Genomic DNA, 26,065 nt, shown 5'->3' with positions numbered 1-26,065 from the left:
ATTTAATTGCCTGGTTAATAAGGTAAGAAATTCCCTGTATGGCCGATAACCCGGCAGAGCTATAGGGGAAAGTGGATGACGCTAAACCAGATCGGGCGTTTCAAGGTGGGCAAGAAGCTGGGGGCCGGGGCCCAGGGCACGGTCTATCTGTGCTTCGACACCCAGCTGCAGCGCCGGGTCGCGATCAAGCTGCTCGATCGCTCGGTAAAGGAGTCGGCGCAGTGCGGCGAGGCGCGCGCCATGAGCCGGCTGCAGCATCCCAACATCGTCTCCATCTACGAGGCCGGCGAGCAGCGCGGTCTGCCCTTTATGGTGTTCGAGTATGTGGAAGGAGAGCTGCTCAGCGATCAGATCCGTTCTGCCAGGCTGGAGCTACCCCTGGCACTGAATATCTTCCGCGGCATCCTTCAGGGTATGGCGGAGGCGCACCGGGCCGGTATCGTGCATCGGGATCTGAAGCCCGGCAACATCATCATCAATCCGGATGGGGTGGCCAAGATCATGGATTTTGGCATTGCCCGTCTGCTTTCGGAAGGGCGTGAGCGGGATCGGTCGCGCATCGGCACGCCGCGTTACCTGGCCCCTGAGTACATCAGTCGCGGTGAGGTGGGAGCGCCGGCGGATGTCTTTGCCCTCGGTCTGATCCTGGATGAGATGCTCACCGGGATGCCGGTGTTCAGTGGCAGCAGTCAGCAGATCGTATTGGACAGCATTCTCAAGGCCCGGGTGCAGCCGCCCTCGCGCTTCAATGAGGCGGTGGATGAGCGCCTCGACCGGTTTGTTTTGAAGGCGCTGGAGAAGGATCCTGATGCGCGCTACGCGGATGCCGGTGACATGCTCAAGGCCTTCGAGGCGCTCAAGGGCGAGCCAGCAGAAGAGGTGGATGGCGCCCATGGCACGGTCGAATTTCTGCTGCGTCGGATGCGCCGCAAGAGCGACTTCCCGGTGCTCTCCCAGTCGGTACGCCGGATCAATGCCATGTCGCAGGTGAGAGGCAAGGATGCGGGGCAGATGGCGAGCGTGATCGTGAAAGACTTTGCGCTGACCAACAAGATCCTGAAGGTGGTCAATTCTGCCTACTACGGTAGATTCTCCGGCAAGATTGGTACTGTCTCCCGGGCGGTGGTGGTGCTCGGTATCCAGGCGATCCGCTCACTGGCAGCTTCGCTGATCTTTTTTGAACACCTGGGGGACAAGCAGCAGGCAGAGCGGCTGCGGGAGCAGGTCTCGGCTGCGATGTTCAGTGCGGTGTTCGCCAGTCAGCTGGCCCGGCAGCAGGGTGAGAACGATACGGAGGGGTTCTTTCTGGCCGCTATGCTGCGGGATCTGGGCAGAATACTGGTGGCGTTCTATCTGCCTGATGAGAGCCGCGAGGTGGAACGGCTGCAGCAGCTGGAGTCGTTGCAGCCAATCCAGGCGCAGCACCAGGTGTTGGGGGTCAGCTTTGAGACGGTCGGTATCGAAATTGCCCGGCAGTGGAACTTTCCCGACTTGTTGACGGATGCAATGAAGCATTGGAAGGAGGATCGGCCACCAACGAGTGAGACCGAGCGGCGACGCATGCTTGCCGCCTTCGCCGGGGATGCCACCCGACTGATGGCAGAACAGGGAATCGGCGACAGTCAGGCTGTCAGCAGGTTGCTGGAGCGTTATCGAAAGGGCCTTGGTTTTGATCGCAAAACCTTTCTTCACCTGAGCCACAACGCGATGGATGAATTCAAGGCCTATGCCAAGGTACTGAACAGCGATATCTCGCAGGGCTTTGTCAGCAAGATTGTATCCGGCAGTGGCAAACCGCCAGTAACTGAGCCCGTGGGCGATGCTCAGCCGGGTGGCGGTGCGACGCTTCCGGATGGCCTGACAGAGACCCGCATCCTCAATGGCAGTAATGAGCAGGAGGAGGTGGAGCAGGCAGTGACAGCGGAGAGCCTGATCACGCCGCAGGAGAGCGAGACATTGCTGATGGACGGACTGCAGGAGGTGACCAGTCTGATGGTGGCGGATTGTGAGATCTCCGAACTGTTCAATGTGGTGTTGGAGACCATGTACCGCTCGATGGGATTCCGCCGTGTGGTGCTGGCGTTGTACAACCGCCAGAGTGGTGAAGTGATGGGGCGCAGTGGCTTTGGGGACGATCTGGAGCCGTTCATCAAGGCGTTCCGTTTTCCGATGAAATACAGCGTGGATGTGTTCCATGGGGCGCTGAAAAATGCGGTAGATGTCTACATCGCCAATACTGCAGAGCAGAAGATGCAGCAGGACATCCCGCAGTGGTACAAACAAATCTCCAACGCCGGCTCTTTCCTGCTGTTTCCATTGGTGCTGAACGGTCGGCCGCTGGGACTGATCTATGCGGATCACCCGCAGCCCGATGCGCTTGAGATCGATAAGAAAAAACTCAACCTGCTGAAGGCGCTGCGCAACCAGATCCTGCTCGCACTGCGCAGCCAGTGAGTCGATGGGGGTATTGAGCAGGTGCTCAATGCGCAGGAGAGTCGAGCTTGCTTGTGGTTGCAATGGGGGCGTCGGTTTCTCCAATATCAATGTGCAAATAATATCGACAGCCGTTTGAAAAAGCCCCGGGTTTCCTTGTGATTACCTGTGATAAACGTGGATCGTTTTACGACCAGGTCGAGGGTGTGGAAAATTCACACCAGATACGTGGGGGGGGGCCGGATCAGGCAGCTGGGTGGTTTGGGCGGTGATTTAAAAACGGGGAACTGGAGGTGAGTGGAGAGGAGTTGATAAGCTCCTGGGAGACTTCACCCAATTGGAGAAAAATATGCAGATCGGCACCCCTCTCTCAGCCTCGGCAACCCGTGTGATGCTGCTCGGTAGTGGCGAACTGGGCAAGGAGGTGATCATCTCCCTGCAGCGGCTTGGAGCAGAGGTGATCGCGGTGGATCGTTATCCGCATGCGCCAGGGCATCAGGTGGCGCACCGTTGGTATGCCATCGACATGAGCGACCCGGCGGCACTGCGGGCGCTGGTGGAGCAGGAGCGCCCACATCTGATCGTGCCGGAGATCGAGGCGATTGCCACCGATGAGCTGGCGCGCATCGAGACCGAAGGGCTGGCGGAGGTGATCCCGACGGCACGCGCCGCCCAGCTGACCATGAATCGCGAGGGGATACGTCGGCTGGTCGCCGAAGAACTTGGCCTGCCCACCTCAGGTTACGCCTTCGCCGAGAGCCTGGAGGCGCTGCAGCAGGCGATCGATGGCGGGGTGGGATACCCCTGTATCGTCAAGCCCGTGATGTCATCCTCCGGCAAAGGGCAGTCGACATTGCACGGACCGGAGGATCTGGAGTCGGCCTGGAACTATGCGATGCGCGGCGGACGGGTGCAGCGTGGCCGGGTGATCGTCGAGGCGATGATCGAGTTTGACTATGAGATCACCCTGCTGACGGTGCGTGCTGCAGATGGAGAGGGAGGCATTGCAACCCACTTTTGCGAACCCATCGGCCATCGTCAGGAGCAGGGGGACTATGTGGAGTCCTGGCAGCCACAGGCGATGAGTGCACGGGCTTTGGAGAAGGCGCGGCAGATCGCGCAGCAGGTCACCAGCGCCCTGGGCGGGCGTGGCATCTTCGGCGTGGAACTGTTCATTCGCGCTGAGCAGGTTTGGTTCTCGGAGGTCAGCCCACGCCCCCACGACACTGGCATGGTCACCATGGCGAGCCAGTACCAGAATGAATTTGAACTGCATGCCCGCGCCATTCTCGGCTTGCCGGTGGATACCAGCCTTAGGGAGAATGCTGCCAGCGCCGTGATCTACGGCGGGCTGGAGGCGAAAGGGATCGCCTTCGAGGGTGTGGCCGAGGCGCTGCAGATACCGGGTAGCGACCTGCGCCTGTTCGGCAAACCCCAATCCTTTACCCGACGCCGCATGGGCGTGGCGTTGGCTCGCGCTGAGAGTGTGGAACAGGCCCGCGAACGGGCGCTGGAGGTGGCGAGGCGGGTTCGGCCTGTACCCGGAGAGTGACCCGCTTCAAGGAGAGAATATGAGGCGGACTTGGTTGATCCCACAGCTGAGGAAAGCCCGGCGCGGAGATTGCCTGAGGCTGTTTGGCTCTTGATGAGGGGGCAGATGAGTCTTAGCGAGAGCTGAACTGCCAGCCGATCAACATTAGCAGGGCGGGGGCAAAAAGAACTTCCATACAGCCAGATAAGCCGCAATGCCCCAAAAGGTGACGAACGAGAGTGTCAGCAGATTAATGATCATACAGAGCGGAATGTAGGCGCTGTGCCGCCTTGCGGTTAAACGTGTAGCTAGTTTCGCAGCTGGTGACGTGCCACGGGTGCGGGGGAACCGCAGATTCAGTAGCGGAGATAATCGACACTCCGGGCCTATCCCCGCGAGTGCGGGGAACTCCAGTTATTACGCGAGGCGATTAGATCGTAAGTAGGTACATCCCCGCGGGTGCGGGGAACACACGGCATTGGGTCGCGCGAATTCAACAGGCACAGGTTCATCCCCGCGGGTGCGGGGAACACGTCAATGGGCAGATAAAATCACCCAGCTATTCCGGTTCATCCCCGCGGGTGCGGGGAACACGTGACAGCTATAAAGCCGCCCTGGCCCAACAGCGGTTCATCCCCGCGGGTGCGGGGAACACTGATTGACGCAGTACACAAGATTCTGCCTATTCGGTTCATCCCCGCGGGTGCGGGGAACACGCTTGCCTCTGCCCAAGGCAGTTTCGTCGCGTCGGTTCATCCCCGCGGGTGCGGGGAACACTAAATTGTCCGTGTTTATTGCGCTTGTTATAACGGTTCATCCCCGCGGGTGCGGGGAACACCGCCCAACGCGTTTTTTCTCGGCGTCATAGCTCGGTTCATCCCCGCGGGTGCGGGGAACACGCCCTGGCTCACCGCCTCGCGCTCCACTCCAGCGGTTCATCCCCGCGGGTGCGGGGAACACATGTTGTTAACGTGATCGAAGCCCTTGAGGAGCGGTTCATCCCCGCGGGTGCGGGGAACACATGCTGGCGTGGGGTATGTGATGCCGATTAGTCGGTTCATCCCCGCGGGTGCGGGGAACACGTCTCAATTACCGGGTGTGGGTTGCGTTTATGCGGTTCATCCCCGCGGGTGCGGGGAACACCAGGTGTCGCAAAAGTGGATTGGGTCTTTGTCCGGTTCATCCCCGCGGGTGCGGGGAACACCTTTGTGATGCTAAGCATTAGGTAGTCGTCGCCGGTTCATCCCCGCGGGTGCGGGGAATACCCACCAGGTTTGCTCTGTGCGTTGCGATTTGCCGGTTCATCCCCGCGGGTGCGGGGAACACGACACGGCGGCCGCTCGATAATTATTTTGTCGCGGTTCATCCCCGCGGGTGCGGGGAACACTGATAGAGGAGGCCCTTTGTAGGGCGCACGACCGGTTCATCCCCGCGGGTGCGGGGAACACCACGTCATTAAAGGCGATTAACCAATGATAAACGGTTCATCCCCGCGGGTGCGGGGAACACGGAGCAGAAGACCGCAGCGATCTGGCCGTCGAACGGTTCATCCCCGCGGGTGCGGGGAACACTGCAATTATCGGCTGCGGGACAGGCGCGGATTGGGTTCATCCCCGCGGGTGCGGGGAACACAACGTAGGATAGAACGCGACTGGACGCCCTAGCGGTTCATCCCCGCGGGTGCGGGGAACACCCAAAAATACAACACACAACAGGACGCCAGATCGGTTCATCCCCGCGGGTGCGGGGAACACGCACAGCCGCACTATCCCGCTGATCTGGCCGTCCGGTTCATCCCCGCGGGTGCGGGGAACACCATTAGCTCAACATCGTCGTCGCTCAAACGCGCGGTTCATCCCCGCGGGTGCGGGGAACACCAAGTGATTGTGCCCAGAAAAATAACACAGACCGGTTCATCCCCGCGGGTGCGGGGAACACCCAACGAAGTTTGACAGCCAGATCGCTGCGTTCGGTTCATCCCCGCGGGTGCGGGGAACACTCAAGTGGATTGACCAGGCAGGCTGGAATTTCCGGTTCATCCCCGCGGGTGCGGGGAACACATTTTGGCTTGCTGCCGTTGTCTGCTGTGGCGCGGTTCATCCCCGCGGGTGCGGGGAACACTTGGTGGGTCGATGAAAACGAGTTGCATTCAGCGGTTCATCCCCGCGGGTGCGGGGAACACGTTGCAGCTGCCATTCGTAGATCCTAGTCTAGCGGTTCATCCCCGCGGGTGCGGGGAACACCATTAGCTCAACATCGTCGTCGCTCAAACGCGCGGTTCATCCCCGCGGGTGCGGGGAACACAGCAACGCCACCAGCGGACGGCGTACTGGCGGCGGTTCATCCCCGCGGGTGCGGGGAACACTGTGAATCACCAACAGTTGACGATTTGATGATCGGTTCATCCCCGCGGGTGCGGGGAACACGGTGATTATCAACTCAGCCAAAGTCGAGGTCGACGGTTCATCCCCGCGGGTGCGGGGAACACTAGGCACAGCACTACTGAATTAAGGCTCGACTCGGTTCATCCCCGCGGGTGCGGGGAACACTTGATAATCGCCTGAGCGACGCCACTAATTGCCGGTTCATCCCCGCGGGTGCGGGGAACACTTTTGATCGCGAATTAGAAGTGGTTTTGACCGCGGTTCATCCCCGCGGGTGCGGGGAACACTCACTTGGCGGCGACGCATGGCCCTCCCTTTGAGGTTCATCCCCGCGGGTGCGGGGAACACTCTTATTCTATCTATTTGATAGAGATAAGAAAAATCATCGTGTTGATTTCTACCGATCTTTTTGGCCGATCGGATGGTTTCCAATCGAGGTGCCTGAAGGTCATTTCCAGGTTGTTAAAGAGCATTTGTTTCTTCCTTTTCGGGAAGAAAGGCGACCAGGCGGATGCCGTCGAAGTCGACGGGGATTCTGCGGTTCGTACCAAGGGTTTTGAAGTCGTAGCCCGATTCGGTGTTGGTGCTCCAGGCCATGATGGCGTTCCCGTTCTCGAGTCCTTCTTCCACCTGTTCCCAGATGAAGTCACGCAGCCGGGCGGAGGGGTTGCCGACGTAGACGCCGGCGCGCACTTCCACCAGCCAGACGCCGAGGCGTCCGCGCAGTCGGGGCGGGATGGCTTCAGTGACGATGACCAGCATCGCCCAGGCCTTTCTCTTCGGGGATGGCGACGGGCTGGGTGTCCGGCGCCGGTTTTGGCATCTCGAGTTCGCCGGCGGTGAGTATCTCTTCGATGGCCGGGATGATCTTGCCGAGGAGTTTGCTCTGGCGGAAGTGGTCGCGGCAGGCGAGGCGGACCTGACGTTCCGGCTGGGCGGGGGCGCGGGCGGCGATCTGGAAGGCGATGGGCACCACGCTGTCGAATTTGAATATGTCGGCGATGTCGTAGACGAAGGAGAGGGGCTTGCCGGTGTGGATGAAACCCACCGCCGGGGCGTAGCCGGCGGCCAGCACGGCGGCCTCGGTGATGCCGTAGAGGCAGGCGGTGGCGGCGCTGAGGCAGAGGTTGGGCAGGTCGCTCTTGTCCCACTGGCTGGGGTCGTAGCTGCGCCCTTTCCAGGCCACGCCGTGACGCTGGGCGAGCAGTTTGTAGGTTTTGCGGACCCGTGCCCCTTCGATGCCGCGTAGCTGATCGACGCTGCGTTTTGCCGGAGGCTCTTCGTCGAAGCGCATGGCGTACATTTTGCGCACCACCTTGAGCCGGGCCTTTTCGTCCAGGGCGAGTTTGGCCTGGTAGAGCAGCCGGTCGGAGCGCGCCCCGCCGGGCTGGCCGGAGGCGTAGAGCCGAACACCCGCCTCGCCGACCCAGACCAGCAGGGTGCCGACCCGGGCAGCGAGTGCGGCAGCGCGGTGGGAGACCCGGGTGCCGGGTTCGAGCATCAGGCAGGCGATGCTGCCGACCGGGATCTGGGTGCGGACGCCGGTCTTGTCGATGACGACGAAGGCGCCGTCGAGTACGTCGATCTCACCGTATTCGATGAAGAGCATGGAGATCCGTTCCTTCATGGCGATGGGTTTGAGTGGCGGCAGCATGGTTTATTGGTCGCTCCAGCCTAACGGAGAACGTTTCTGGTGCAGTACGGCATGGACAGTGGTTTTGTTTGCAGTTGGCTGGTAATAAACCGCATATGGAAAACGATGGGTTAGCGCTCTATGAATGCCTGCGCGTACCTCGGGAAAGATCCGTGGGTTTTCGATGATCTGCTCAAATAGTCGATAGATCTCGGTGAGGAGTGAGTCACCTACGCCAATCTGCTGTTGGTTGTACCAGTGTATTGCGGAAGAGATGTCTTGCTCCGCTTCCTTGCGGATTATTAAGATCATTGTTTGCCAAGTCGTTTTTTTACGTTTTCCCAAGAGTCTGTTTCGGCGTTCTCGTCAGCCAGACGTCTATCCAATATATCTTTGTGCCATTGTGGTACGGGTACTGCTTCTGGTGAGGTGGCAATTGAATCCCAGATGGCTTCGACAAGCGCCAGCTTAGTGTCGATCGGCATGGCATCAATATCGGCTTGGGTGATTTTGCTCATGGTATTGGAGGTCATGTGAAATCTTCCTTGAGTATGATCTAGAGGCGGCGGACGAGCAATAAGCCGCAGCCGAAGGCCTTGGCGGGGCCAAGACCGGTATAGAGCAGTTGGGTGAATGGCTCGGGGTCTTCCACCTGCAGGGTGCCCTCGAAATCCAGGCTGCTATGGGTGATCGGTTTTTTGGCCCCCTTCTTGTGGCTGCTCTGGGGTTGGTAGCCGTCGACCCGCACCGCTTCGAGATTGGCCCCATGGCGGGCGAGTCGTTCGGCCAACCAGCGCTCACCTGCCTGCTGGATCAGCGTCGGCAAGTGGGGACGCTCGGCGGCAGGAAGTGTGCTCCAGCTGATCTGTTTTTTTGCGTCCATGATGATGTCGTGGCGGCTTGATCGTCCCTGTGCGTTTTTGCGTGTGACAACCGGGTTGGCGCGTAGCTGAAAGGCGAGCCGCTGGCCGCTGTGGAGTCTGGGGCGGTACGTTTTTGTCTCGACCTGCCAGATCGCCGGGTCGGCCTCCGGCTGGCGTTGCGAGAGTAGCAGGTAGCGCTGGGTTCCGTTCCTTTTTTCGGCACGAAACAGAAAGTCGCGCTCGGCGTTTGGATCGCGGGGGAAGAGCTGCCAGATGAGCTGGTGTTCCCGGTAGGTAGATGAGTTGTCAAACTGCCGGGCGAGGCGCATTGGGTCGGTGTCTGGCCGCAGGCGGATTTGGCTGATGAACATTAGCTATTGTCCTCCTTGACGGGTTGCGCGGCATAACATTCATTGCGTGGATCGAACTGCCAGCGTCTGCGGCTGCGTAGGCAGTCGCGGCGTGGGTAGATCATCTCTGTCTGCATGCCGGGGGTGGGTTCGCTCTCTTCCCAGAAAAAACGGATCAGATCTGGGCGGGGGAGGCCATCACCGTAGGCGCGGCTCTCCTGGGTAATCTCATTGAGCTGGGCGAGGCTGTCGGGGTAGGCAGCGAAAGCGCTGCTGAGGCTGTCAGCGATGATGATTTCCGGGGCGAGCGGCAGTGCCAGAGGACAGGACTTCCGGCCTAGGTAGAGGGGCAGGGCTGGACGTTGCAGAGCGTGTTTGATCCTGTCGAGACTGATCTTGGCGTCTGTGCCCAGGCTCAGGGCGATGCTGGCGGCGGTGTCGGTGCGGTAGTCGCGCTGGGAGAGGATGGTGTGCAGCTTGTCGGCGTTGAGTTCGTCCCGGCGGGTGTAGTGACGTCCCTTGCGCTGCTGCGGTGGCACCTGGGTGGTGTGGTAATCGCGCAGCAGTTCACCGGGGGCGTCGAGGCGCACGGCGATGCGGCAGCCCCGGTCGAGTGCCAGCAGCTGTGCCTCGTTATCCCGGGTGATGCCCAATGCGGCAGCGACCAGCCCGAGCACCCCGGTGCGGGTGGGGTGGCCGTGGCTGGGGCGGAACTCGCCCACTGCGGTGTCGCCCCAGGCGGCCATCGGGCCGTAGAGACGGAAGAGCAGGTAGTCGGCCATGATCTACTCTCCGGTGGCGCAGGCGATGATGGCGTCGAGGCTCCCCTCGCCGGTCCGGGCATTGAGGCGCGCCGGGTTCTCGATACCATCGCCGTAGACCGCGTCCATCCGCTCCCGGGTCTGTTCCAGGGCGTCGATGGCGTTGGTGAGCAGATCCTGACCGGCCACCGGTTTGAGGAAGGCGACGGAGAGGGAGCGGGGCTGGGCCTCGCCCCGTTCGCAGAGGATGTAGGAGGCTCGTGCCCGGGAGGCGAAGCTGTTCTGCTTGCCGCAGGGGGCGACGGTGGCGGCGGCTCGGATCAGTGCGTCGAGAGTCTTGTCCGCCAGCTCCGTATCGCCGGAGAGGTTCTTTCTGAGCAAATCCCGGTCGATGCAGATGTATTGATAGAAGAGTCCGGCGGCGAACTCGGTCTCGCCCATGTGGCCGGCCCCCATGTCCTCTTCGCCGTTGTTCAGGTCGTCCACCGCGGTAAAGAAGTCGTCCTCTACCGTGACCTTGTGCACGCTGATGGCGTGGGCCACCTGGGCGGCGGCCTCGGTGTTGTATTTGGGGCTGGAGGCGAGCATGCGGCCGAACAGGGCGATGTCGGCGGCGGTGTGACGCTCCCGCAGCAGGGCGAGCCGTTCCTGGGTGGGGGCCTCGCCGGAGGCGGCCAGTTCGTCCACCAGGGCGTCGATGGCGGCCAGCTCCTCAGGACTGAAGTGGGCGAGTTGTTCGATCTCCAGTTCAACCATTAGCTTGGCGGTTTTCTCAGGCTCTTCCATCTGCTTGACGGCTTCCAGCTCCTTTTTTGAGAGGCTCTTCAGCTTGCCGAATTGACCGGCGATCTGTTTGGCCCAATCCATCGCCTTTTTTCCAGACACGTCTTTGTCGATCAGCGATTGGTAGATTTTTGGCCCCATCTCCTTGGTGCGAGTGCCAAGGTGGTCCTTGAGCGCCTGCTCGAAGCTGTCGGAAGTGCGCCAGGCCCGCTTCAGGCTCTGAGATGAGACCCGCAGCCGGTTGGCGCCGCCCATCATGGCGGTTTTGGGGCGGCCCAGGTCGTCCCGGTTGAGGTTGGCGGGTGGGTAAGAGGTGAGCAGGTGGAGCTGTACGAATTGAGTCATGGTTTCTTCCTTGTTGCTTTGTGTCCGGGGTCGGAGTCAATTTTGTTCGTGAGTATTGCTGTCATTAGTTAAGGGAGGAGCCAAAATTGACTCCGATCCCTGGCCAATCAGCCTGCGGCTTTTTCTGGGGTGTTGGGAAAGTAGTCGAAGGCCCAGTCTTTTCTGACCTTGTCGCCCCAGTAGAAGACCGAGCTGATCAGGTCGGGCAGGTTGGCCCTGTGGTCGAGCATGCGCAGGATGCGGATCATGGCGCCGTAGAGGTCGGTCCGGTCCCGTTGCAGCAGGCGGCGGAAGCGCAGTTCGCTGACGACAGGTGGGTTGCCCGCCATTTGATAAGCGAGCTTCTGCCCGGTGGTGTACCGCACATGGGCCAGCAGACCGACCACGCTGGCGAGTTGGCGCTGTTCCTGTGGCTCTGGTTTCAGTCGCTGGCAGAGGCGTTGGAAGGCGGGCTGGAACATCACTTTATCGGGGCTGGTGCAGCGGCGCAGTTCCGCCCTTGTGCCTTTGTTGTTCTCCAGTCCCTGCCACCATTGGATGAGGATCTCGGTGGTGTGTGACTCCTTGTTCAGGGTGAGGCTCATGCGGCTTTCTCCTTGTGCTTTGGCAAGCCCAGAATCTGGGTTCTCAGTTTCTTGCCGTGCAGCCAGTTGTTGAGTTTTCGATGGGCTTGGGCGATACGACGTGGGTTGACTGCCTCGAAGTCGCCCCGGCTGGTCCAGTAGTCGAACAGGTCGAGCGCGGCCTTTTTCAGTTCCCCGTGCCAGACCTCCAGCAGCGCCTTGCCATCCTTCCCTGCTTTCAGTTGCTGTTTGAGCTGTTGCAGATGGGCATAGAAGGCACTTTCGGTGTGGCTGAAGAAGGCTTCGGTTAGAAAAGCAGTGTCCCCCTTGGCTTCACCGGGGCGCTTGAACCAAGCCTCTTTGATGCAGCTGCGGGTGATGCCGGCAGTATCGGTCGCGGCCTCTATCAGCTGTTTGGTGCGCTGGGTGAAAGTTTCGCGGATGGCATCATCGAGCGGGTAGAGGGGGAAGGTGGTTTCGTACCAGCAGCGGGCCTTCATGTTGTCCATGTCGTAGCCAAAGGTGTGCAGGCGAAATTGTTCCTCAGGCAGTTTCCGGTAAGAGAGAAAGGTGCTGACCACCTGTGCCGGTTGTCGATTTTCCTGTTTGCTGACCAGACCAAGCCAGTGGCGGTAGCTGAGTCCGCCGGGTTGGGCGTGTTGCGGCAGTAGTCCTCCCTCCTTGTTGGCAACGTGGGGGCTGAGGGGATGGACCCAGGCGCCACTGTAGTTGATGCCGTAGTTTTGTGTAACGTAGTTGCTGACCAGTTGGTTCGATGCCCGGTCACAGAGATCGCAACGACCATCCTCGGTGGTGTGCCATTTGAGATGTATCCGGCGCGGCATGCCCCAGTACATCTGCAGCGGGTGCCCATCCAGCGGGGTGGTGTCCTGGCCTGTCTTTGCCTCGCTGGTGCGGGTGGCGGCGAGCCAGGGGAAGGTGGCCTCCGGTTTCTTTGGGAAACCGTCTCCAAGCCCACCAATCACGCTTTTTTCTAGTACGTTGAGCCAGCAGGCCCGCCAGAGGGTGTTGTCGAGCTGGCTGCCGGCAGGGTCAAGGGCAATCAGTGTGCTCAGCGGGCCGCCGCCGCGCAGGGAGGTGCGGTGTCCTGCGCCGCCGGCGGGAGCATTGGTCTGTAGCGTAAAGAGGGCGGTGGCGGCACAGCAGGGGCAGATTTTTTCAATGCCACCGCGCTTGATGAAGTGGTCGGCGTTTTGTTTCAGAGTCTGTGCGCCCGGGGCGTCGATCAGCAGGTTGGCAATGGGTTTCTCATCGCCATTCAACGGCTCGAAAGCCTGCATGAAGAGAGGGCTATCCCCCATCAAATTGAAAGAATCGGCGAATGGTTCGAAGTGTTGTTTGAGGCTGGCCGGTGAGGGCGGGTTTTCCAGCCATTGCTCCCACTTGTCGTCGCTTTCTGGTGGGTAGGCAGTCTGCAGCATCCCGATCAGGAATTGCAGCAGGGCACCGTTGAAGTCGGGGCGGGGGGCGGCGAGGGCGATGATCGGGTCGGCCGAGTCGGTGATCTGCCAGGGGGCGATCAGTTCTTCCCTGCCGCTGGCGCGGCGGATGGGTATCCAGGGGTCGTCGATCAGGTTCATTCCTTGTCCTCCATGGCCTGTTGTTCCCGTGCGGTGGTAAGGCCGGTTTCCGGGTTGTAGTAGAGGGCGGATGTGTCGCCCTTTGCGTCCTGCACAATACCCTGCCACTGACCGAGGGATTGTTCAATCAGCGGCAGCAGAACCCCCCACTTGCCCTTGGCGGGCAGGCTCTCCAGACAGGCGTCGATAGCCGACTGCGTGATTTCATCATTCGGTATTGATTCTGATATAAGCGCGCTGCGCAGGCTGAGACTGCTGCGTTGCCAGCGGAAGTCGCCCTCGTCGCACCAGGGTTCGAGCCGCCTCTCCCGCCAGCGAGCGAGCCAGACGGTGGTGCTCTCCTCGCCGAGACGGGTGGGGGTCTTGGCGTCGTCGATCCAGTTCCAGGCATCTTCCCGTGAGTAGCCGGATGGGAGGTTGAGGGCGTTTTGAATGGCGAAGCTGGCGGCGGCTTTGTCGTTGCCTTCGGCTCCCAAGCTGACCGCCAGTAATCCCTCGGGGGGTTCAGCCTCGTTGCCATAGACCCCTTCGATCAGCCCCCGGGCATCTTCCGGCATGGCGAAGCCGCCCCGTTCATGCAGCCGTTTCATGCCGAGCCAGAGCTGACCGTGGTCGGGGTAGATGGGGGCGACTCGAGGGAAGGTCGCCTTGAACCAGTCGCTGCCGGGCGTCTCCGTCCACTCGGGCGTGTGGAGGGTGAGGGTGGGCTGGCCGCGTCGGTCGTCACCGTCGATGCGGTTACCCTGGGGGTCGCGGCTGTGGCGGTGGAGGCGGCCTGCCCGCTGGATCAGCAGGTCAATGGGGGCCAGGTCGCTGATGAGTCGGTCGAAGTCAAGGTCGAGGGACTGCTCCACGACCTGAGTGGCGATGAGGAGGCGACCCCGGCGCGCCTCTTCGTCACTGTTAGGGCCGAAGCGGGCCACCACCTGCTGTTCGATGTTGAGCCGGTCGTCTAGGGCGAAGCGGGCGTGGAAGAGTTCGATCTGCCACTCGGGGTGATCGGCTTTGAGCTGTTGCCAGGCCTCCCGTGCATCGGCCACGCTGTTGCGGATCCAGCAGGCGCACTCACCGTTGGCGACGACCTCTTTCAGGATGGCGGTGATGGCGTCGATCTCGTGGACGCATTCGACCACCACACGCCGCCGCACACTGGGGCGGGTGGCGAGGGGATATTCTCGGATCTGTTCGCCGTTGTAGTGGCTGAGCAGGGGGTAGGCAGTTTGCTTGGGTTCAGGGTGGGGCTGTTGCAGGCCGTCGGCGAAGGCGTTGATCAGTGCCTGGCGCTGCCGCTGGGGCAGGGTGGCGGAGAGTAGGATGGCGCTGCCGCCGGCCATCGCCTGGGCGGTGAGCAGGCGGCAGAGCAGTTGCTGCATGTAGGCGTCGCAGGCGTGGACCTCGTCCACCAGCAACACCTTGCCGAGCAGCCCCAGCAGGCGTAGGGACTGGTGGCGGCTGGGGAGGATGCCGAGCAGGGCCTGGTCGATGGTGCCGACGCCGATCTCCGCCAGCAGGGCCTTCTTGCGGTGGTCGGCGAGCCACTGGCCGCAGTGGGTGGAGGCGGGGGGTGGGTCATCGCGGTGGTGGCTGCTCTCGGGGTGCTGGGTTTCCGGGATTAGCGATTGGCGGAACCGCGTCGAGAGATTGCGGGCGCTGTGGGCCAGCACCAGGGAGGGGGTGCTGGCTTCGCCGTAGAGTTGGCGGTAGCTGTCGCCGAGGCGGTCATACATGGCGTTGGCGGTGGCCATGGTGGGCAGGCCGAAGTAGATGCCATTGGCACTGCCTCTGCTCATCAGCCGGTGGGCGAGCAGCAGGGCCGCCTCAGTCTTGCCGGCGCCGGTAACGTCTTCGAGGATGAAGAGTTGTGGGCCGTCCGCCAACGTCAGTTCGTTCACCTTCTGTTGCAGGGGTGTGGCCTGCGGGTTGGGGGTGTTGGGGATGAGCTGTTCTAGCCCCAGGCGGTCGCTGGGGGTGGCGGGGATCAGCTCGCTGTGAGCGATGGCCTGCTCCGCCTGGTCCAGCGCTCGGTTCCAGTAGTCGTCGAGGGACTGCGGCTCCGGGTGGTAGGGGAAAAAGTCGGCGTTGGAGCCGATCCAGTCGCAGAGTACGGCGAACCCCGCTAGCCACCAGGAGGCGGCCTTCATGCGGTCGGTGGTGAGGTCGGGAAAGCGGAGGGCGTCGGGCAGCAGCAGTTGACGGGCATCATCGGCGAAGGCCAGCAGCGCCTGCTCATCGGCGGGGGTGAAGTGGTCGATCTGCAGCCATTCAGTTAGTTCCGGTGGCTGGCCGTGGTGGCCGGTGACCGCCAGCATCCAGTAGTCGGCGGGGATCTGGCCGCGCCGTCGGTGGGGCAGCACGCCCTGTTCCTGAAGCCTGGGTTTCAGCCGTGATTTCCAGATGTCGTAGCCGAGGGTGTCGTGGTGCCGGCTGTAGCCCTTGGTGGGCTGGTGGTTGGGGGCGAGGTCGGGCCGTAGTTGCTGGAAGCTGGTGGCGAACTTGCCGATGTCGTGGAGGGCGAGAAAAAATACCGTCCAGCGGATTAGTTCATCTTCGCCGAGTCCGGTGAGGCGGCAGAGTGATCGTCGGATCGGCTGATGCTGCTCCAGTAACCGCTGGCCCACCGCCGCCACATCCAGACAATGGTAGGGCAACAGGTGGCAGGCCCGGCTCTCCTTCTCTCCCGTCTTGCCCCAGTAGTGGTGGTAACTCGTATTCGCTTCCATGTGAATCTCCTGGTTGGGTTTCAGGCCGGCACCTCTGGGTTTACGCTGTAGGTACAGGTGAGCTTTGCTTCGGCCAGGATGTGCCCGACGATCGCCTCACGCACTTCAGGCCCGCCGAAGTTGCCTTCGACTGGGGTGCGTTCGATGTCTAGTGCGTAGAGTGTGAAGATGTAGTGGTGTGGAATGCTGTCGTTCCAGGGTGGGCAGGGGCCGTCATAGCCGAAGTATTGGCCTTCCATTTCGGCATCGCTACTGAACCAGTCGGTGTAGTTGTTGAGGCCGCGGCGGGAGCCGGCTGGTCCTCCCCGCGGGGATTTGCCGCGGGGGGTGACCTCGCTGGAGTCGGCGCCTTCGGCCAGCTCCCGACAGTCGGCGTGGATGTCGACCAGCACCCAGTGGAAGAAGTCGATTCGCGGCAGGTCAGCGGGTACCTGGCGCCCCTCCTGATTGACGTCGTCGGCGCGGCTGGGCACGTCCGGGTCGTGGCAGATCAGGGCGAATGAGCGAGTTCCCTGCGGTATCTCGTCCCATGCGAGATGGGGGCTGATGTTGTTGGCCAGGCTGACATGGCTGGTGGGGTCGGCTTGGCAGAAGGCAAAACGGCGGGCGATTGGTGCGCTATCGGTGAGGCTCTGGCTGGTCAGTTTCATCGGCTATCTATCTCCGGCTAAGGTTTTCTATTAAGGTGTCTGCGTGTGAACAAGGCTGATCCTCGACATGCTTGAGTATATCTTTTTCGACGAGCGCCCCTGGCGGCGTTTTATTGAGTTTCTTGATGAACAGAAGTTGGCGCCGATTATCTCTCACGGCCCTGAGGAGTGGGTGGTGGGGCTGCCGGAGGACCTGGACGACGAGCTGGATGCGCGTATCGAGGCCTTCTACGATGAGATGCTTGCCTACAATGAGGCGCTGGTGACGGAGGAGGAGGGGGCGCAGCAGGTGCATACCACCGGCATTAATGTGACCCTGAAAGATGGCCGGCAGGTGCAGGCGGCGATCGATCCACTGCTGATGAACCGGCTGCTGGAGGCGGTGACGCCGGAGGAGCTGGGGGTGTTTGTCAATGCCATTGTGGATGCGGTGGAGCATCCGGACGAACGCTCGCTCTGTCAGCGCTGAGGTATCTGCCTGATGGCCTGCTCGGCGCGCCGGGCCCGTTCCTGGGCTGCCTGTTCGAGCTGTTGCGCTTCAATGCGCGCCGCTTTTTTGCGCTCTACCAGTTCGATGTACTCTTTGGGGGTGAGGGTGATCCCTTTTTCCGGTGGCTGTTCGGCGTTTTGCAGCGCCCAGATCACGGCCCCGATCAGCACGATCAGGACGATGAAGAAGACGTTGCGGTTGGTCTGCTGCTGTTTAACGTGACGGTCGAACATCCCCATGCTTTTGCCTTGCCTCGTGTGTGGTGCTTGTCCCTCTGATTATGGACGATTATCCGACCTGCGCTGGTCTGATCGGTAGAGGGGGCTTCACTCTCTGAGGCTGATCACCGGCCAACCGCGCTGCCGGGCGGTCTCGGCCAGGCTTGGGTCCGGGTCCACCGCCACCGGGTGGTCGACCTGTTCCAGCAGCGGTAGGTCGTTGTGTGAGTCGCTGTAGAACCAGCTGTCGCGCAGGTCGAACTGGTGGTCTGCCATCCACTGCTGCAGCCGCCGGACCTTGCCCGCCTGGAAGCAGGGTTCCCCCGCCACTTCGCCGGTGTAGTGGCCGTCGATCTGCTCCGGTTCGGTGGCGATCAGCTGCTGCACGCCGAAACGTTCAGCGATCGGGCGGGTGACAAACGAGTTGGTGGCGGTGATAATTAGCAGCTCATCACCGGCCTTGCGATGTCTCTGCAGCAGCGCTTGTGCCGCATCGCTGATGATCGGATCGATTTTCTGCGTGAGAAACTCCTCCCGCCAAGCCTGCAGCTGTTCTGGTGCATGCTCGCGCAGAGGGCGCAGGGAGAAGCGCAGGAACTCGAAGATGTCGAGCCGACCCTCCTTGTACTCCTTATAAAATCGCTCGTTTTCCTGTTCGTAGTAGTCGCCGTCGACTATGCCCTGTTCCACCAGGAAGCGGCCCCAGAGATAGTCGGAATCACCCAACAGCAGGGTGTTGTCGAGGTCGAAGAGGGCGAGCGCCATAGGTCAGTCCTGATCTTGTGCGGAGGAAGTCGGAAAACACTACAGGAAAGTTGTTTATAAGCAAAGACTGATCCTGTGGCGGCTTGCCGGCTCAGGTTGATTGTGGAAAAATCCGGGCAACATCAAAGACTAGCGGCGCTATTGTGATCGACACCGACGGCTTCCGACCCAACGTTGGCATTATCCTCTGTAACGGCAATCGCCAGCTGTTCTGGGGGCGCCGTATTGGGCAGAATTCCTGGCAGTTCCCCCAGGGCGGTATTGATTCTGATGAGACACCGGAGCAGGCGATGTACCGCGAGCTGGAGGAGGAGATCGGCCTTACGGAGGACCAGGTCGAGTTGCTCGGCGCCACCCGCGGCTGGTTGCGCTACCGACTGCCGAAGCGTTACATTCGCAAGAACTGCCAGCCGCGCTGCATCGGGCAGAAGCAGGTCTGGTTTCTACTCAAGATCGACTGTGGTGAAGAAGCCTTCTGCTTCGACACGACCGGAACCCCTGAGTTTGACAACTGGCGCTGGGTAAAATACTGGCAGCCAATCCGGGAAGTGATCTACTTCAAACGCAATGTCTATACCCGGGCCCTTGAGGAGTTGGCGCCGCTGCTCTATCCCGATGGGGTGCCGGTGCGCAGCCACTCCAACTATCTGCGCCAGAACCGGCGCTGAGTTCTCACACCAGGCCTCGTCTCAATGGACCGGCGGGCCTTAACCAGATAGGGAGTTGATGCTCGAGACCCTCCATCGGATTGTCAATGAGGTAAACGGTGCTGCCGATCTGGGTTCGGCACTGGATATCATCGTCTCGCGTGTAAAGTCCGCGATCACGGCGGATGTCTGCTCTGTCTATCTAACCGATTTTGAGCGTCGCGAACATGTGTTGCGCGCTACTGATGGTCTGGCGACTGAGTCGGTGGGCAAGGTACGTCTGCCGCTGCATCGCGGCCTGATCGGGTTGGTCTGCGAACGGGCCGAGCCAGTCAATCTGGCGGATGCGCCGAACCACAATCGTTACCTGTTTGTCAGCGAGACCGGCGAGACTCACTTCAGCGGCTTTCTTGGGGTGCCGATCATTCAGAACCGGCGCGTGCTCGGGGTGCTGGTGGTGCGTCAGTTCGAGCAGCGCAGTTTTGACGATAATGAGGTGACCTTCCTCTTCACTCTAGCGGCGCAGCTGGCGGGGGCGATCATCCATGCGCAGACTAGTGGCGACCTGGTTATCATCGAAGATGAGGCGCCACTCACCCGCTTTCTCAAAGGTCGCTCTGGTGCGCCAGGTGTCGCCCTGGGACATGCTGTGGTGGTCTACCCGCCGGCCGATCTGAGGGCGATCCCCGACCGCCCTTGTGTTGATTCCGACGCGGATGAGGATGAGTTTCGTAGCGCAGTGGCGGCGGTGGTCGAAGACATGATGGCGCTGGCGGACCGGGTCGATGAGAGCCTGCCGGCGGAGGATCGGGCGCTGTTCGATGCTTGGTTGATGATGCTCGGTAGCGACTCCTTGATTGGCAAAACGGTGGAGCGCATCCACGCCGGCAACTGGGCTGCCGGGGCGTTGCGTCAGACCATCGAAGAGCACGCCAAGGTGTTCGATGCGATGGACGATGTCTATTTGCGTGAACGCGCCTCGGATGTACGCGATCTGGGGCGGCGTATCCTGATGCATCTGCAGCAGGCGCGTTCTGAACCGATAGAGTATCAGCCCGGTACCATTCTTGTGGGGGAGGAGGTCAGCGCCATGCAGTTGGCTGAGGTGCCCGAGGGGCGACTAGCGGGTATCGTTTCGGCAAAAGGTGCCAGCTTCTCCCATGTGGCGATCCTGGCCCGTGCCATGGGGGTGCCAGCGGTGATGGGTGCCAGAGATCTGCCGGTGGGGCGGATCGATGGGCGCCGTCTGATCGTGGATGGTTATCGTGGGCGGGTCTATATCTCCCCCGCCTCCTCGGTACAGAAGGAGTATCAGCGCCTCGCCGATGAGGATCGGGCGCTGAGCCAGGAACTGGAGTCGATCCGGGCGCTCCCCTCCGAGACCACCGACGGGGTTGAGGTGCCGCTGCACATGAACACTGGGCTGGTGTCGGAGATGAGCAGTCTGGGGCTGGCTGAGGCGGCCGGGATCGGCCTCTACCGCACCGAGGTGCCGTTCATGGTGCGTGACAGCTTCCCCGGTGAGTCGGTGCAGACTGCCAACTACCGAAGTGTGCTGGAGACCTTCGCACCTCGCCCGGTTACCATCCGTACCCTGGATATTGGTGGCGACAAGCCGTTGCCCTATTTTCCGGTCAACGAGTCGAACCCATTTCTCGGCTGGCGCGGCATCCGTATCTCGCTGGATCATCCGGAGATTTTCCTCACCCAGGTGCGCGCCATGCTGCGAGCCGCCAGCGGCCTGGATAATCTGCGCATCCTGCTGCCGATGATCAGCACCGTGAGTGAGGTGGACGATGCGCTGTTGCTAATCCAGCGTGCCAGGGATGAGTTGATCGATGAGGGTTTTGTGGTGCAGATGCCCCAGGTGGGGGTGATGATCGAGGTGCCTGCCGCGGTCTATCAGGTGGAGGCGCTGGCGCGGCGGGTCGACTTTCTCTCCGTCGGCACCAACGATCTGACCCAGTACCTGCTGGCGGTGGATCGCAATAATTCTCATGTGGCGGCACTCTATGATGATCTCCATCCTGCGGTGATTCAGGCGCTGATCCGGGTGCTGGAGGGGGCGGCGAGGTTTAACCGGGAGGTAAGCGTCTGCGGTGAGATGGCTGGTAATCCGGCGGCGGTGCTACTGCTGCTGGGGATGGGGGTACACACCCTCAGTATGAGCGCCGGCTCCCTGTTGCGGGTGAAGCGGGTGGTGCGCTCGGTGAGCCGGGCTCGGGCCAGAGAGTTGTTGCAGGCAGCGTTGCGTTGTGAGCGGCCGGCTGAGGTCAGTGAGCTGTTGAATAACGCCTTGGAACAGATCGGGCTTGGCGGCCTGGTGCGGGCCGGCAAATAATCCTTCTTCAGCTCTTGGTGCTGGCCTCCTCCAGCGTTTTTTCCTCCGGTGTTTGCTGAGCGTCGATCTCAGCGATCTGGGTATCGGTCGGTGAATAGAGCACCGTGGAGATGTCTACCAGCATCTGGGTGATGCGCCTGGCGTTGGCGCTGTCGTTGATCAGGGAGCTGGCCATGCGATCGCTGATCTCACCTTTCATGATCAGTTTCTGGATCCGCCCGCTCTCCAGCACGTCCAGCTCTTCAGCCTTGGCGCGCTGAAGTTTTATCTTCTGCAGATGTTCCTCTAGGTGTTCAGAAGAGCCGATGCGGTGAATTTCCCGCACTACCTTGAGGATGCGCCGGCGCAATACGTTGTACTCGCGTCGGATCTCCTGGTTGTCTGAGCCGATGAAGCGTTCGATGTTGCGGTTGAGCGGTTTCATCTGTTTCACCACCTGCACCAGCATGCGGTTGGCGATCAGAATATTGCGGATGCTCTCGATTTCCGGCTGCTGTAGCGGGAATTTGCTCTGCAGTTGTGTGGCGTACTCGAGGATGCGGCCGTAGATGGTCTTGATGCGGGTGGCGTAGACCTGGTCGATGTCGATCGGGATGGCCTGGTTGGATTTCTCCAGGATCTGTCGCAGCTTCTGCTCTGATTCAATATCTCCGCGATGCACGCTGAGACCGTGGGCAAGGATCTTGTAGGCACTGTTTTCCAACAGTCGTAGTGATTCATCCTTGAGTGCCTTGATGCCGGTTTGGGGAAACCTCAGGGAGGCTTCAGTGAGGAATTTGGGTTCGTCGATCTCGCGTTCTTTTTCAATCACTGGCGGCACCCAGGCCTCGGCGATCTTGACGATGCTGGGGACAAAGCCGAGCAGGAACAGAGTGTTGAGGATGTTGAAGCTGGTGTGGAACAGGGAGAGCGCTACCGGGATGGCAGTTGCGTTTAGGAAAGGGGACTCTCCCGCCAGTTCTTCTGCTATCCCGCCGACCCAATTGATGAATGGATAGAACAGCAACAGGATGCCGATGACCCCAATGAGGTTGAACAGCAGGTGTGCCCGGGCTGCACGCTTGGCATGATAGTTGGCCACCAGCGCAGCCAGATTGGCGGTGATGGTGGTGCCGAGGTTTTGTCCCAATACCATCGCAGCGGCGCTGTCGAAGGGGAGCCAGCCTTCATGACACATCACCAAGGTCAGGGCCATGGCGGCACTGGATGATTGCACGATCAGAGTCAGCAGAGTGCCAGCCACCATGAAGAACAGCACCGAGAAGTAGCCCAGCGTGGTGTACTCTACGAGAAAGGCGAGGACCTCGGGGTGGTTGCGGATGTCGGGCACCGAGTCTTTAAGAAACTGCAGGCCGATGAACAGAAGGGCAAAGCCGATGATGAATCGGCCCCAGTTTTTGTTGGTTTTATGTTGTGACAGGCTGAGCAGAAAGCCGGCGCCGATCAAGGGGATAGCGATGGCGCTTATCTTTACCTTGAAGCCGAGGATGGAGATCAGCCAGGCGGTGACGGTGGTGCCGATGTTGGCTCCCATGATCACGCCGACCGCCTCGGTCAGGGTCAGCAGGCTGGCATTGACGAAGCTGACCACCATCAGGGTGGTGGCGGAGGAGGACTGAATCACGGCGGTGATGAAGAAGCCGGTAAGCACGGCAAAGATACGGTTGGAGGTGGTGGTGGCCAGTATCGAACGCATCCGGTTACCAGCCAGATGCAGCAGGGCATCGCTCATCACCGTCATGCCATAGAGAAACAGGCCGAGTGAGCCGAGCAGTGTCAGGATGTTGGTGAAGCCGTAGTCCATAGGCGGGTTATCTGGGTTGACCCTGTTGTCTGTTTAAGCGCTGCGGGGCTTGCTTGGTGTTTATCAATTGATGACTCTTCGCATTATTCACTTGTTTGAAATGTGGAGGGAGAGCGCAAATATAGCGACTCGTCTGCGGTGTGTTAGCGGCATATGAAATAATTAGCAGTATGGCTTGAAAGTGGCAATGCAAACCAGTCGATTTTGCAATCTGTTGTCAATATGTGGATGCGAGAAAGAGGAGGAGTGGATGGGCTACAGGCATCGATGGACAGATGGTGAGGCGCTGGATCTGCCGAACGGCAAGGTGGTCTGTGTGGGGCGCAACTATGTGGGTCACGTCAAGGAGTTCGATAGCCCGCTCCCCACCGAGCCGCTGTTGTTTGTCAAACCCGACACCACCCTGGTTGATATGCAGCAGCCTGTTGTGATCCCCACTGACAAGGGTGCGGTGCATCATGAGGTGGAACTGGCGATGCTGATTGGTGAAACGCTCACTCACGTCTCAAAGGAGCGGGTAGAATCCGCCATCGTTGGAGTTGGACTGGCACTCGACCTGACCCTGCGGGATATTCAGGCGCGGCTGAAAAGCGCTGGCCATCCCTGGGAGAAGTCGAAGGCGTTTGACGGTAGCTGCCCGCTCTCCGGTTTTCTGCCGATGGGGCAGCTGACGTCGCTGAGCTCCATCGAGTTCAGTCTGGTGGTCAACGGTGAACAGCGGCAGAGTGCAAACAGCGCTGACATGATCTTTGATGCTCTGACCCTGATCGCCCACATCAGTGAGTTTTTTACCCTCCGCCCGGGGGATCTGGTGCTCACCGGCACCCCGGCTGGGGTAGGGTCGCTCAAGCCCGGGGATCGCTTCTCCTGCTCGATTGGTGAGCTGCTGCAGGTTGACTCGGTGGTGGTGTAGGAGCACTGCTCGCGGCGCGAACATTCGCACTGCAAGTGGTGCTCCATTTGGCGTTGCCAAATGTTATTTGACAGAAGTCTGTTCTTTTATGGCTGCCTGTGAGGCATCCTGCAGGTCAAATGCAAGCCGGTAGGCGGTGTAGTATTTGAGGATGTTGCGCACATATCGCACCGTTTCCTGTCCGACCAGGCGCAACGCCGCTTGCTCCACGTTGCCGAACCAGCGGTTCGAGTCGAGACCCATCGCCTTGGCTTTGTCGCGCATGCGCCGCACCTTGGCCGGGCCGGCGTTGTAGGCTGCGAGACTGAAGAAGAGCCGATCCTGCGGCAGGATCTCGGCATCGCTGAAGTAGCGATCCCGGATCCAGGCCAGGTACTTCACGCCGGCATGGATGTTGTTCTCCAGCTGCTCGATGCTTGTGATTGCGACCATCGTGTCGGCAGCGGTGGTCGGTCGGATCTGCATGATGCCCAACGCCCCCGAGGGGTTGCGTTTGCTCTGGTCGAGCCCTGACTCCTGATAGGCCTGGGCGGCGATGGTGAGCCAGTCGAAGTGGTACTGTGTGGCGTACTTCTCCATCAGACCGCGCACCCGCATCAGCTTGTCCTGCTCGCCCGGCTGCAGCGGGTTTTTGATCCAGCGGGTGTTGCGATAGTAGCGTTGAAACAGCATGTTGCCGAGCAGGGTGCCCTTTTTGATCTTGCCGATGAAATCGTTCAGGCTGGCGCGCAGTTTCGGGTTTTCTTTGCGTACCGCCCAGGCGATCTTCCCGCCACTGTGGATCTGCAGGGTGCGGTGCAGCACCAGGTTTGGCAGCAGTCTTGCCCAGATGGTGGCGATGTGGTCGTCGGCAAACGTGTAGTCGATCACCTGGGCACTGAGCATCTCGAGCAGGTCTTCCGTCTGCAGATGCGAGTCAACCTCAACCAGTTTGATCGGTTCGATATGAGCCTGTTTGAAACGTTGGTTTAGCGCTCGCAGATGATCGACATAGCTGCTGCCTCGCAGCAGGTGAACCCGCTGCCCGGCCAGATCCTCTAACTTATCAACCGGTTTCGCCTTGTCTGAAGCGACCAGAATCTCCTGCACATTGGGCAGGTAGGGCGCGGTGAAATCGACCAGCTGACGGCGCTGTGGTGTGATCGTCATACCGGCGGCAACGACATCACCGCGTCCCTCGATCAGCGCTGGCAGCAGCTGCTCGAAAGGGAGTGGGATGTAGATAAAGCTGGTCGCGATCTGGTTGTTTTTCTTCTCCTGATTGAGGTGTTTGCGGTACTGCTCCATCAGTTCGAATTCAAAGCCTTGGTGGCGTCCATCGTGCAGGAAAAAATTAGTGCGGTTGTGGTTGACCAGGACGCGGATGGCGGTGCGTTGCTGCATCGCCGGCAGATCATCAGTGAAAGGCTGGTTGGCTGGCTGCAGGGCAGAAAGTCCGTTTGCCTCCCTGGCCGACAGGTGGGGGATGCAGAGTAAAAAAAGCGGCAGAAAAAGAGACGCTGTTTTGCTGAATATCGACACAGGACAGATCCGCTGGGATTTGAATCATTCTGGCACAGAGGTAGTCGGCTTGCAGAGCAATGGATACTGTATATAATTACAGTATTCGTGATATGACTGGACCGAGCCGATGAAACTGACTCCTCGCCAAACGCAGATTCTGGAACTAATTCGCAGCCATCTGGCCGACACAGGCTTTCCCCCGACTCGTGCCGAGATTGCCGAAGCTCTGGGGTTTCGTTCGGTAAATTCGGCAGAGGAACACCTGCGCGCGCTGGCGAAAAAGGGTGCTATCGAGCTGTTGAAGGGCACCTCCCGCGGCATCCGTCTGCTGGAGAGAGAAATGCCTGAAGCGGGACTGCCGGTGGTGGGGCAGGTTGCTGCGGGTCAACCGATTCTGGCGCAAGAGCATATCGAAGAACGCTATGACTTCTCTCCTGATCTGTTCCAGCCACGTGCGGACTATCTGCTGCGGGTGCAGGGTATGAGTATGAAGGATATCGGCATTATGGATGGTGACCTGCTGGCAGTGCACTGCTCCCAGGATGCACACAATGGCCAGATCGTGGTGGCAAGGATTGAGGATGAGGTGACGGTGAAACGCTTCTTCCGCGATGAGCGCAGTAGTCACTTGGTGGTACTGCTGCCGGAGAATGATGATTTTGAACCGATTCGGGTCGACCTGCGCGAGCAGTCCCTGACGATCGAGGGGCTTGGGGTCGGTGTTTTGCGCCAGGGATTAGGTGCTCCATTCAAGTTTCGCTAGAGGT

At 60.5% G+C, this 26,065-nt stretch carries 22 protein-coding genes and 1 CRISPR repeat array; of the genes, 7 read left to right on the top strand and 15 right to left on the bottom strand.

The features are described from left to right. Positions 1-75 precede the first annotated feature (75 nt). Complete coding sequence (locus tag L0Y14_RS13290; RefSeq protein WP_006475511.1) at positions 76-2,454, top strand: serine/threonine protein kinase; 2,379 nt, start codon at positions 76-78, stop codon at positions 2,452-2,454. Positions 2,455-2,782: 328 nt separating this feature from the next. Further along, positions 2,783-3,985, top strand: coding sequence for a formate-dependent phosphoribosylglycinamide formyltransferase (purT, locus tag L0Y14_RS13285; RefSeq protein ID WP_005965881.1), 1,203 nt, complete (start codon positions 2,783-2,785; stop codon positions 3,983-3,985). Between the two features lie 422 nt (positions 3,986-4,407). Then, a CRISPR array of direct repeats spans positions 4,408-6,696; the repeat unit is 29 nt; unit sequence CGGTTCATCCCCGCGGGTGCGGGGAACAC. Positions 6,697-6,810: 114 nt separating this feature from the next. On the opposite strand, the gene cas2e is transcribed toward purT, so the two are convergent. The 11 genes from cas2e to L0Y14_RS13235 all read right to left on the bottom strand — a co-directional run bounded on the left by cas2e (position 6,811) and on the right by L0Y14_RS13235 (position 16,617). After that, positions 6,811-7,110: a type I-E CRISPR-associated endoribonuclease Cas2e gene (gene cas2e / locus L0Y14_RS13280; protein WP_006475820.1), complete on the bottom strand. Its 300-nt coding sequence runs from the start codon at positions 7,108-7,110 to the stop codon at positions 6,811-6,813. Then, the gene (gene cas1e, locus L0Y14_RS13275) at positions 7,091-8,002 is read right to left on the bottom strand and encodes a type I-E CRISPR-associated endonuclease Cas1e (RefSeq protein ID WP_005966011.1); all 912 of its coding nucleotides are present in this window, start codon (positions 8,000-8,002) and stop codon (positions 7,091-7,093) included. Before cas1e ends, cas2e begins: the two co-directional genes overlap by 20 nt. A gap of 3 nt (positions 8,003-8,005) precedes the next feature. After that, positions 8,006-8,293: a type II toxin-antitoxin system RelE/ParE family toxin gene (locus L0Y14_RS16715; RefSeq protein WP_039960601.1), complete on the bottom strand. Its 288-nt coding sequence runs from the start codon at positions 8,291-8,293 to the stop codon at positions 8,006-8,008. After that, a complete protein-coding gene (locus tag L0Y14_RS13270; protein ID WP_005966013.1) occupies positions 8,290-8,514 on the bottom strand; it encodes an addiction module protein in 225 nt (74 codons plus the stop codon). The genes L0Y14_RS16715 and L0Y14_RS13270 overlap by 4 nt, the downstream gene beginning before the upstream one ends. 23 nt (positions 8,515-8,537) lie before the next feature. Then, positions 8,538-9,215 (bottom strand): type I-E CRISPR-associated protein Cas6/Cse3/CasE, encoded by a 678-nt coding sequence (cas6e, locus tag L0Y14_RS13265; protein WP_005966016.1) that lies wholly within the window; start codon positions 9,213-9,215, stop codon positions 8,538-8,540. Next, positions 9,215-9,976, bottom strand: coding sequence for a type I-E CRISPR-associated protein Cas5/CasD (gene cas5e, locus L0Y14_RS13260; RefSeq protein ID WP_006475821.1), 762 nt, complete (start codon positions 9,974-9,976; stop codon positions 9,215-9,217). The genes cas6e and cas5e overlap by 1 nt, the downstream gene beginning before the upstream one ends. 3 nt (positions 9,977-9,979) lie before the next feature. Beyond that, positions 9,980-11,083 carry a type I-E CRISPR-associated protein Cas7/Cse4/CasC gene (cas7e, locus tag L0Y14_RS13255; protein WP_005966018.1) on the bottom strand — a complete coding sequence of 368 codons (1,104 nt, stop codon included), beginning with the start codon at positions 11,081-11,083 and terminating at the stop codon, positions 9,980-9,982. A gap of 107 nt (positions 11,084-11,190) precedes the next feature. Further along, positions 11,191-11,667 (bottom strand): type I-E CRISPR-associated protein Cse2/CasB, encoded by a 477-nt coding sequence (casB, locus tag L0Y14_RS13250; RefSeq protein WP_005966019.1) that lies wholly within the window; start codon positions 11,665-11,667, stop codon positions 11,191-11,193. Beyond that, positions 11,664-13,247: a type I-E CRISPR-associated protein Cse1/CasA gene (casA, locus tag L0Y14_RS13245; protein WP_006475822.1), complete on the bottom strand. Its 1,584-nt coding sequence runs from the start codon at positions 13,245-13,247 to the stop codon at positions 11,664-11,666. The genes casB and casA overlap by 4 nt, the downstream gene beginning before the upstream one ends. Continuing rightward, the gene (gene cas3, locus L0Y14_RS13240) at positions 13,244-15,967 is read right to left on the bottom strand and encodes a CRISPR-associated helicase Cas3' (protein ID WP_251859209.1); all 2,724 of its coding nucleotides are present in this window, start codon (positions 15,965-15,967) and stop codon (positions 13,244-13,246) included. Before cas3 ends, casA begins: the two co-directional genes overlap by 4 nt. Positions 15,968-15,987: 20 nt before the next feature. Beyond that, positions 15,988-16,617 carry a YbhB/YbcL family Raf kinase inhibitor-like protein gene (locus L0Y14_RS13235; protein WP_005965091.1) on the bottom strand — a complete coding sequence of 210 codons (630 nt, stop codon included), beginning with the start codon at positions 16,615-16,617 and terminating at the stop codon, positions 15,988-15,990. A gap of 67 nt (positions 16,618-16,684) precedes the next feature. On the opposite strand from L0Y14_RS13235, the gene L0Y14_RS13230 reads away from it, so the two are divergent. Next, positions 16,685-17,086 carry a hypothetical protein gene (locus tag L0Y14_RS13230; protein ID WP_005965094.1) on the top strand — a complete coding sequence of 134 codons (402 nt, stop codon included), beginning with the start codon at positions 16,685-16,687 and terminating at the stop codon, positions 17,084-17,086. Here the strand turns inward: L0Y14_RS13230 and L0Y14_RS13225 are convergent. Next, the gene (locus L0Y14_RS13225; RefSeq protein ID WP_005965097.1) at positions 17,077-17,346 is read right to left on the bottom strand and encodes a hypothetical protein; all 270 of its coding nucleotides are present in this window, start codon (positions 17,344-17,346) and stop codon (positions 17,077-17,079) included. The genes L0Y14_RS13230 and L0Y14_RS13225 overlap by 10 nt on opposite strands. 87 nt (positions 17,347-17,433) lie before the next feature. After that, positions 17,434-18,090 carry a histidinol-phosphatase gene (locus L0Y14_RS13220; RefSeq protein WP_005965100.1) on the bottom strand — a complete coding sequence of 219 codons (657 nt, stop codon included), beginning with the start codon at positions 18,088-18,090 and terminating at the stop codon, positions 17,434-17,436. A 143-nt stretch (positions 18,091-18,233) separates the two neighbouring features. On the opposite strand from L0Y14_RS13220, the gene L0Y14_RS13215 reads away from it, so the two are divergent. Continuing rightward, positions 18,234-18,758 carry an RNA pyrophosphohydrolase gene (locus L0Y14_RS13215; protein WP_006475737.1) on the top strand — a complete coding sequence of 175 codons (525 nt, stop codon included), beginning with the start codon at positions 18,234-18,236 and terminating at the stop codon, positions 18,756-18,758. A gap of 58 nt (positions 18,759-18,816) precedes the next feature. Then, a complete protein-coding gene (gene ptsP / locus L0Y14_RS13210) occupies positions 18,817-21,078 on the top strand; it encodes a phosphoenolpyruvate--protein phosphotransferase (protein ID WP_006475738.1) in 2,262 nt (753 codons plus the stop codon). Positions 21,079-21,085: 7 nt separating this feature from the next. Here ptsP and L0Y14_RS13205 read toward each other — a convergent pair whose 3' ends face one another. Continuing rightward, positions 21,086-22,882, bottom strand: coding sequence for a Na/Pi cotransporter family protein (locus L0Y14_RS13205; protein WP_005965108.1), 1,797 nt, complete (start codon positions 22,880-22,882; stop codon positions 21,086-21,088). Between the two features lie 250 nt (positions 22,883-23,132). On the opposite strand from L0Y14_RS13205, the gene L0Y14_RS13200 reads away from it, so the two are divergent. Further along, positions 23,133-23,795, top strand: a complete 663-nt coding sequence (locus tag L0Y14_RS13200; protein WP_006475739.1) for a fumarylacetoacetate hydrolase family protein — start codon at positions 23,133-23,135, stop codon at positions 23,793-23,795. A 63-nt stretch (positions 23,796-23,858) separates the two neighbouring features. Here the strand turns inward: L0Y14_RS13200 and L0Y14_RS13195 are convergent, their stop codons facing one another. Then, entirely contained in the window at positions 23,859-25,316 is a 1,458-nt protein-coding gene (locus L0Y14_RS13195) for an MltF family protein (RefSeq protein WP_005965115.1), read from the bottom strand. A gap of 109 nt (positions 25,317-25,425) precedes the next feature. Here L0Y14_RS13195 and lexA point away from each other — a divergent pair, with 109 nt between their 5' ends. Next, on the top strand, positions 25,426-26,061 hold the full coding sequence (gene lexA, locus L0Y14_RS13190; RefSeq protein WP_005965119.1) for a transcriptional repressor LexA: 636 nt from the start codon (positions 25,426-25,428) through the stop codon (positions 26,059-26,061). Positions 26,062-26,065: the final 4 nt, after the last annotated feature.

The sequence above is a fragment of the Candidatus Endoriftia persephonae genome (genome assembly GCF_023733635.1).
Lineage (GTDB): Bacteria > Pseudomonadota > Gammaproteobacteria > Chromatiales > Chromatiaceae > Endoriftia > Endoriftia persephonae.
This window is presented reverse-complemented; position numbering and strand designations above follow the sequence as displayed.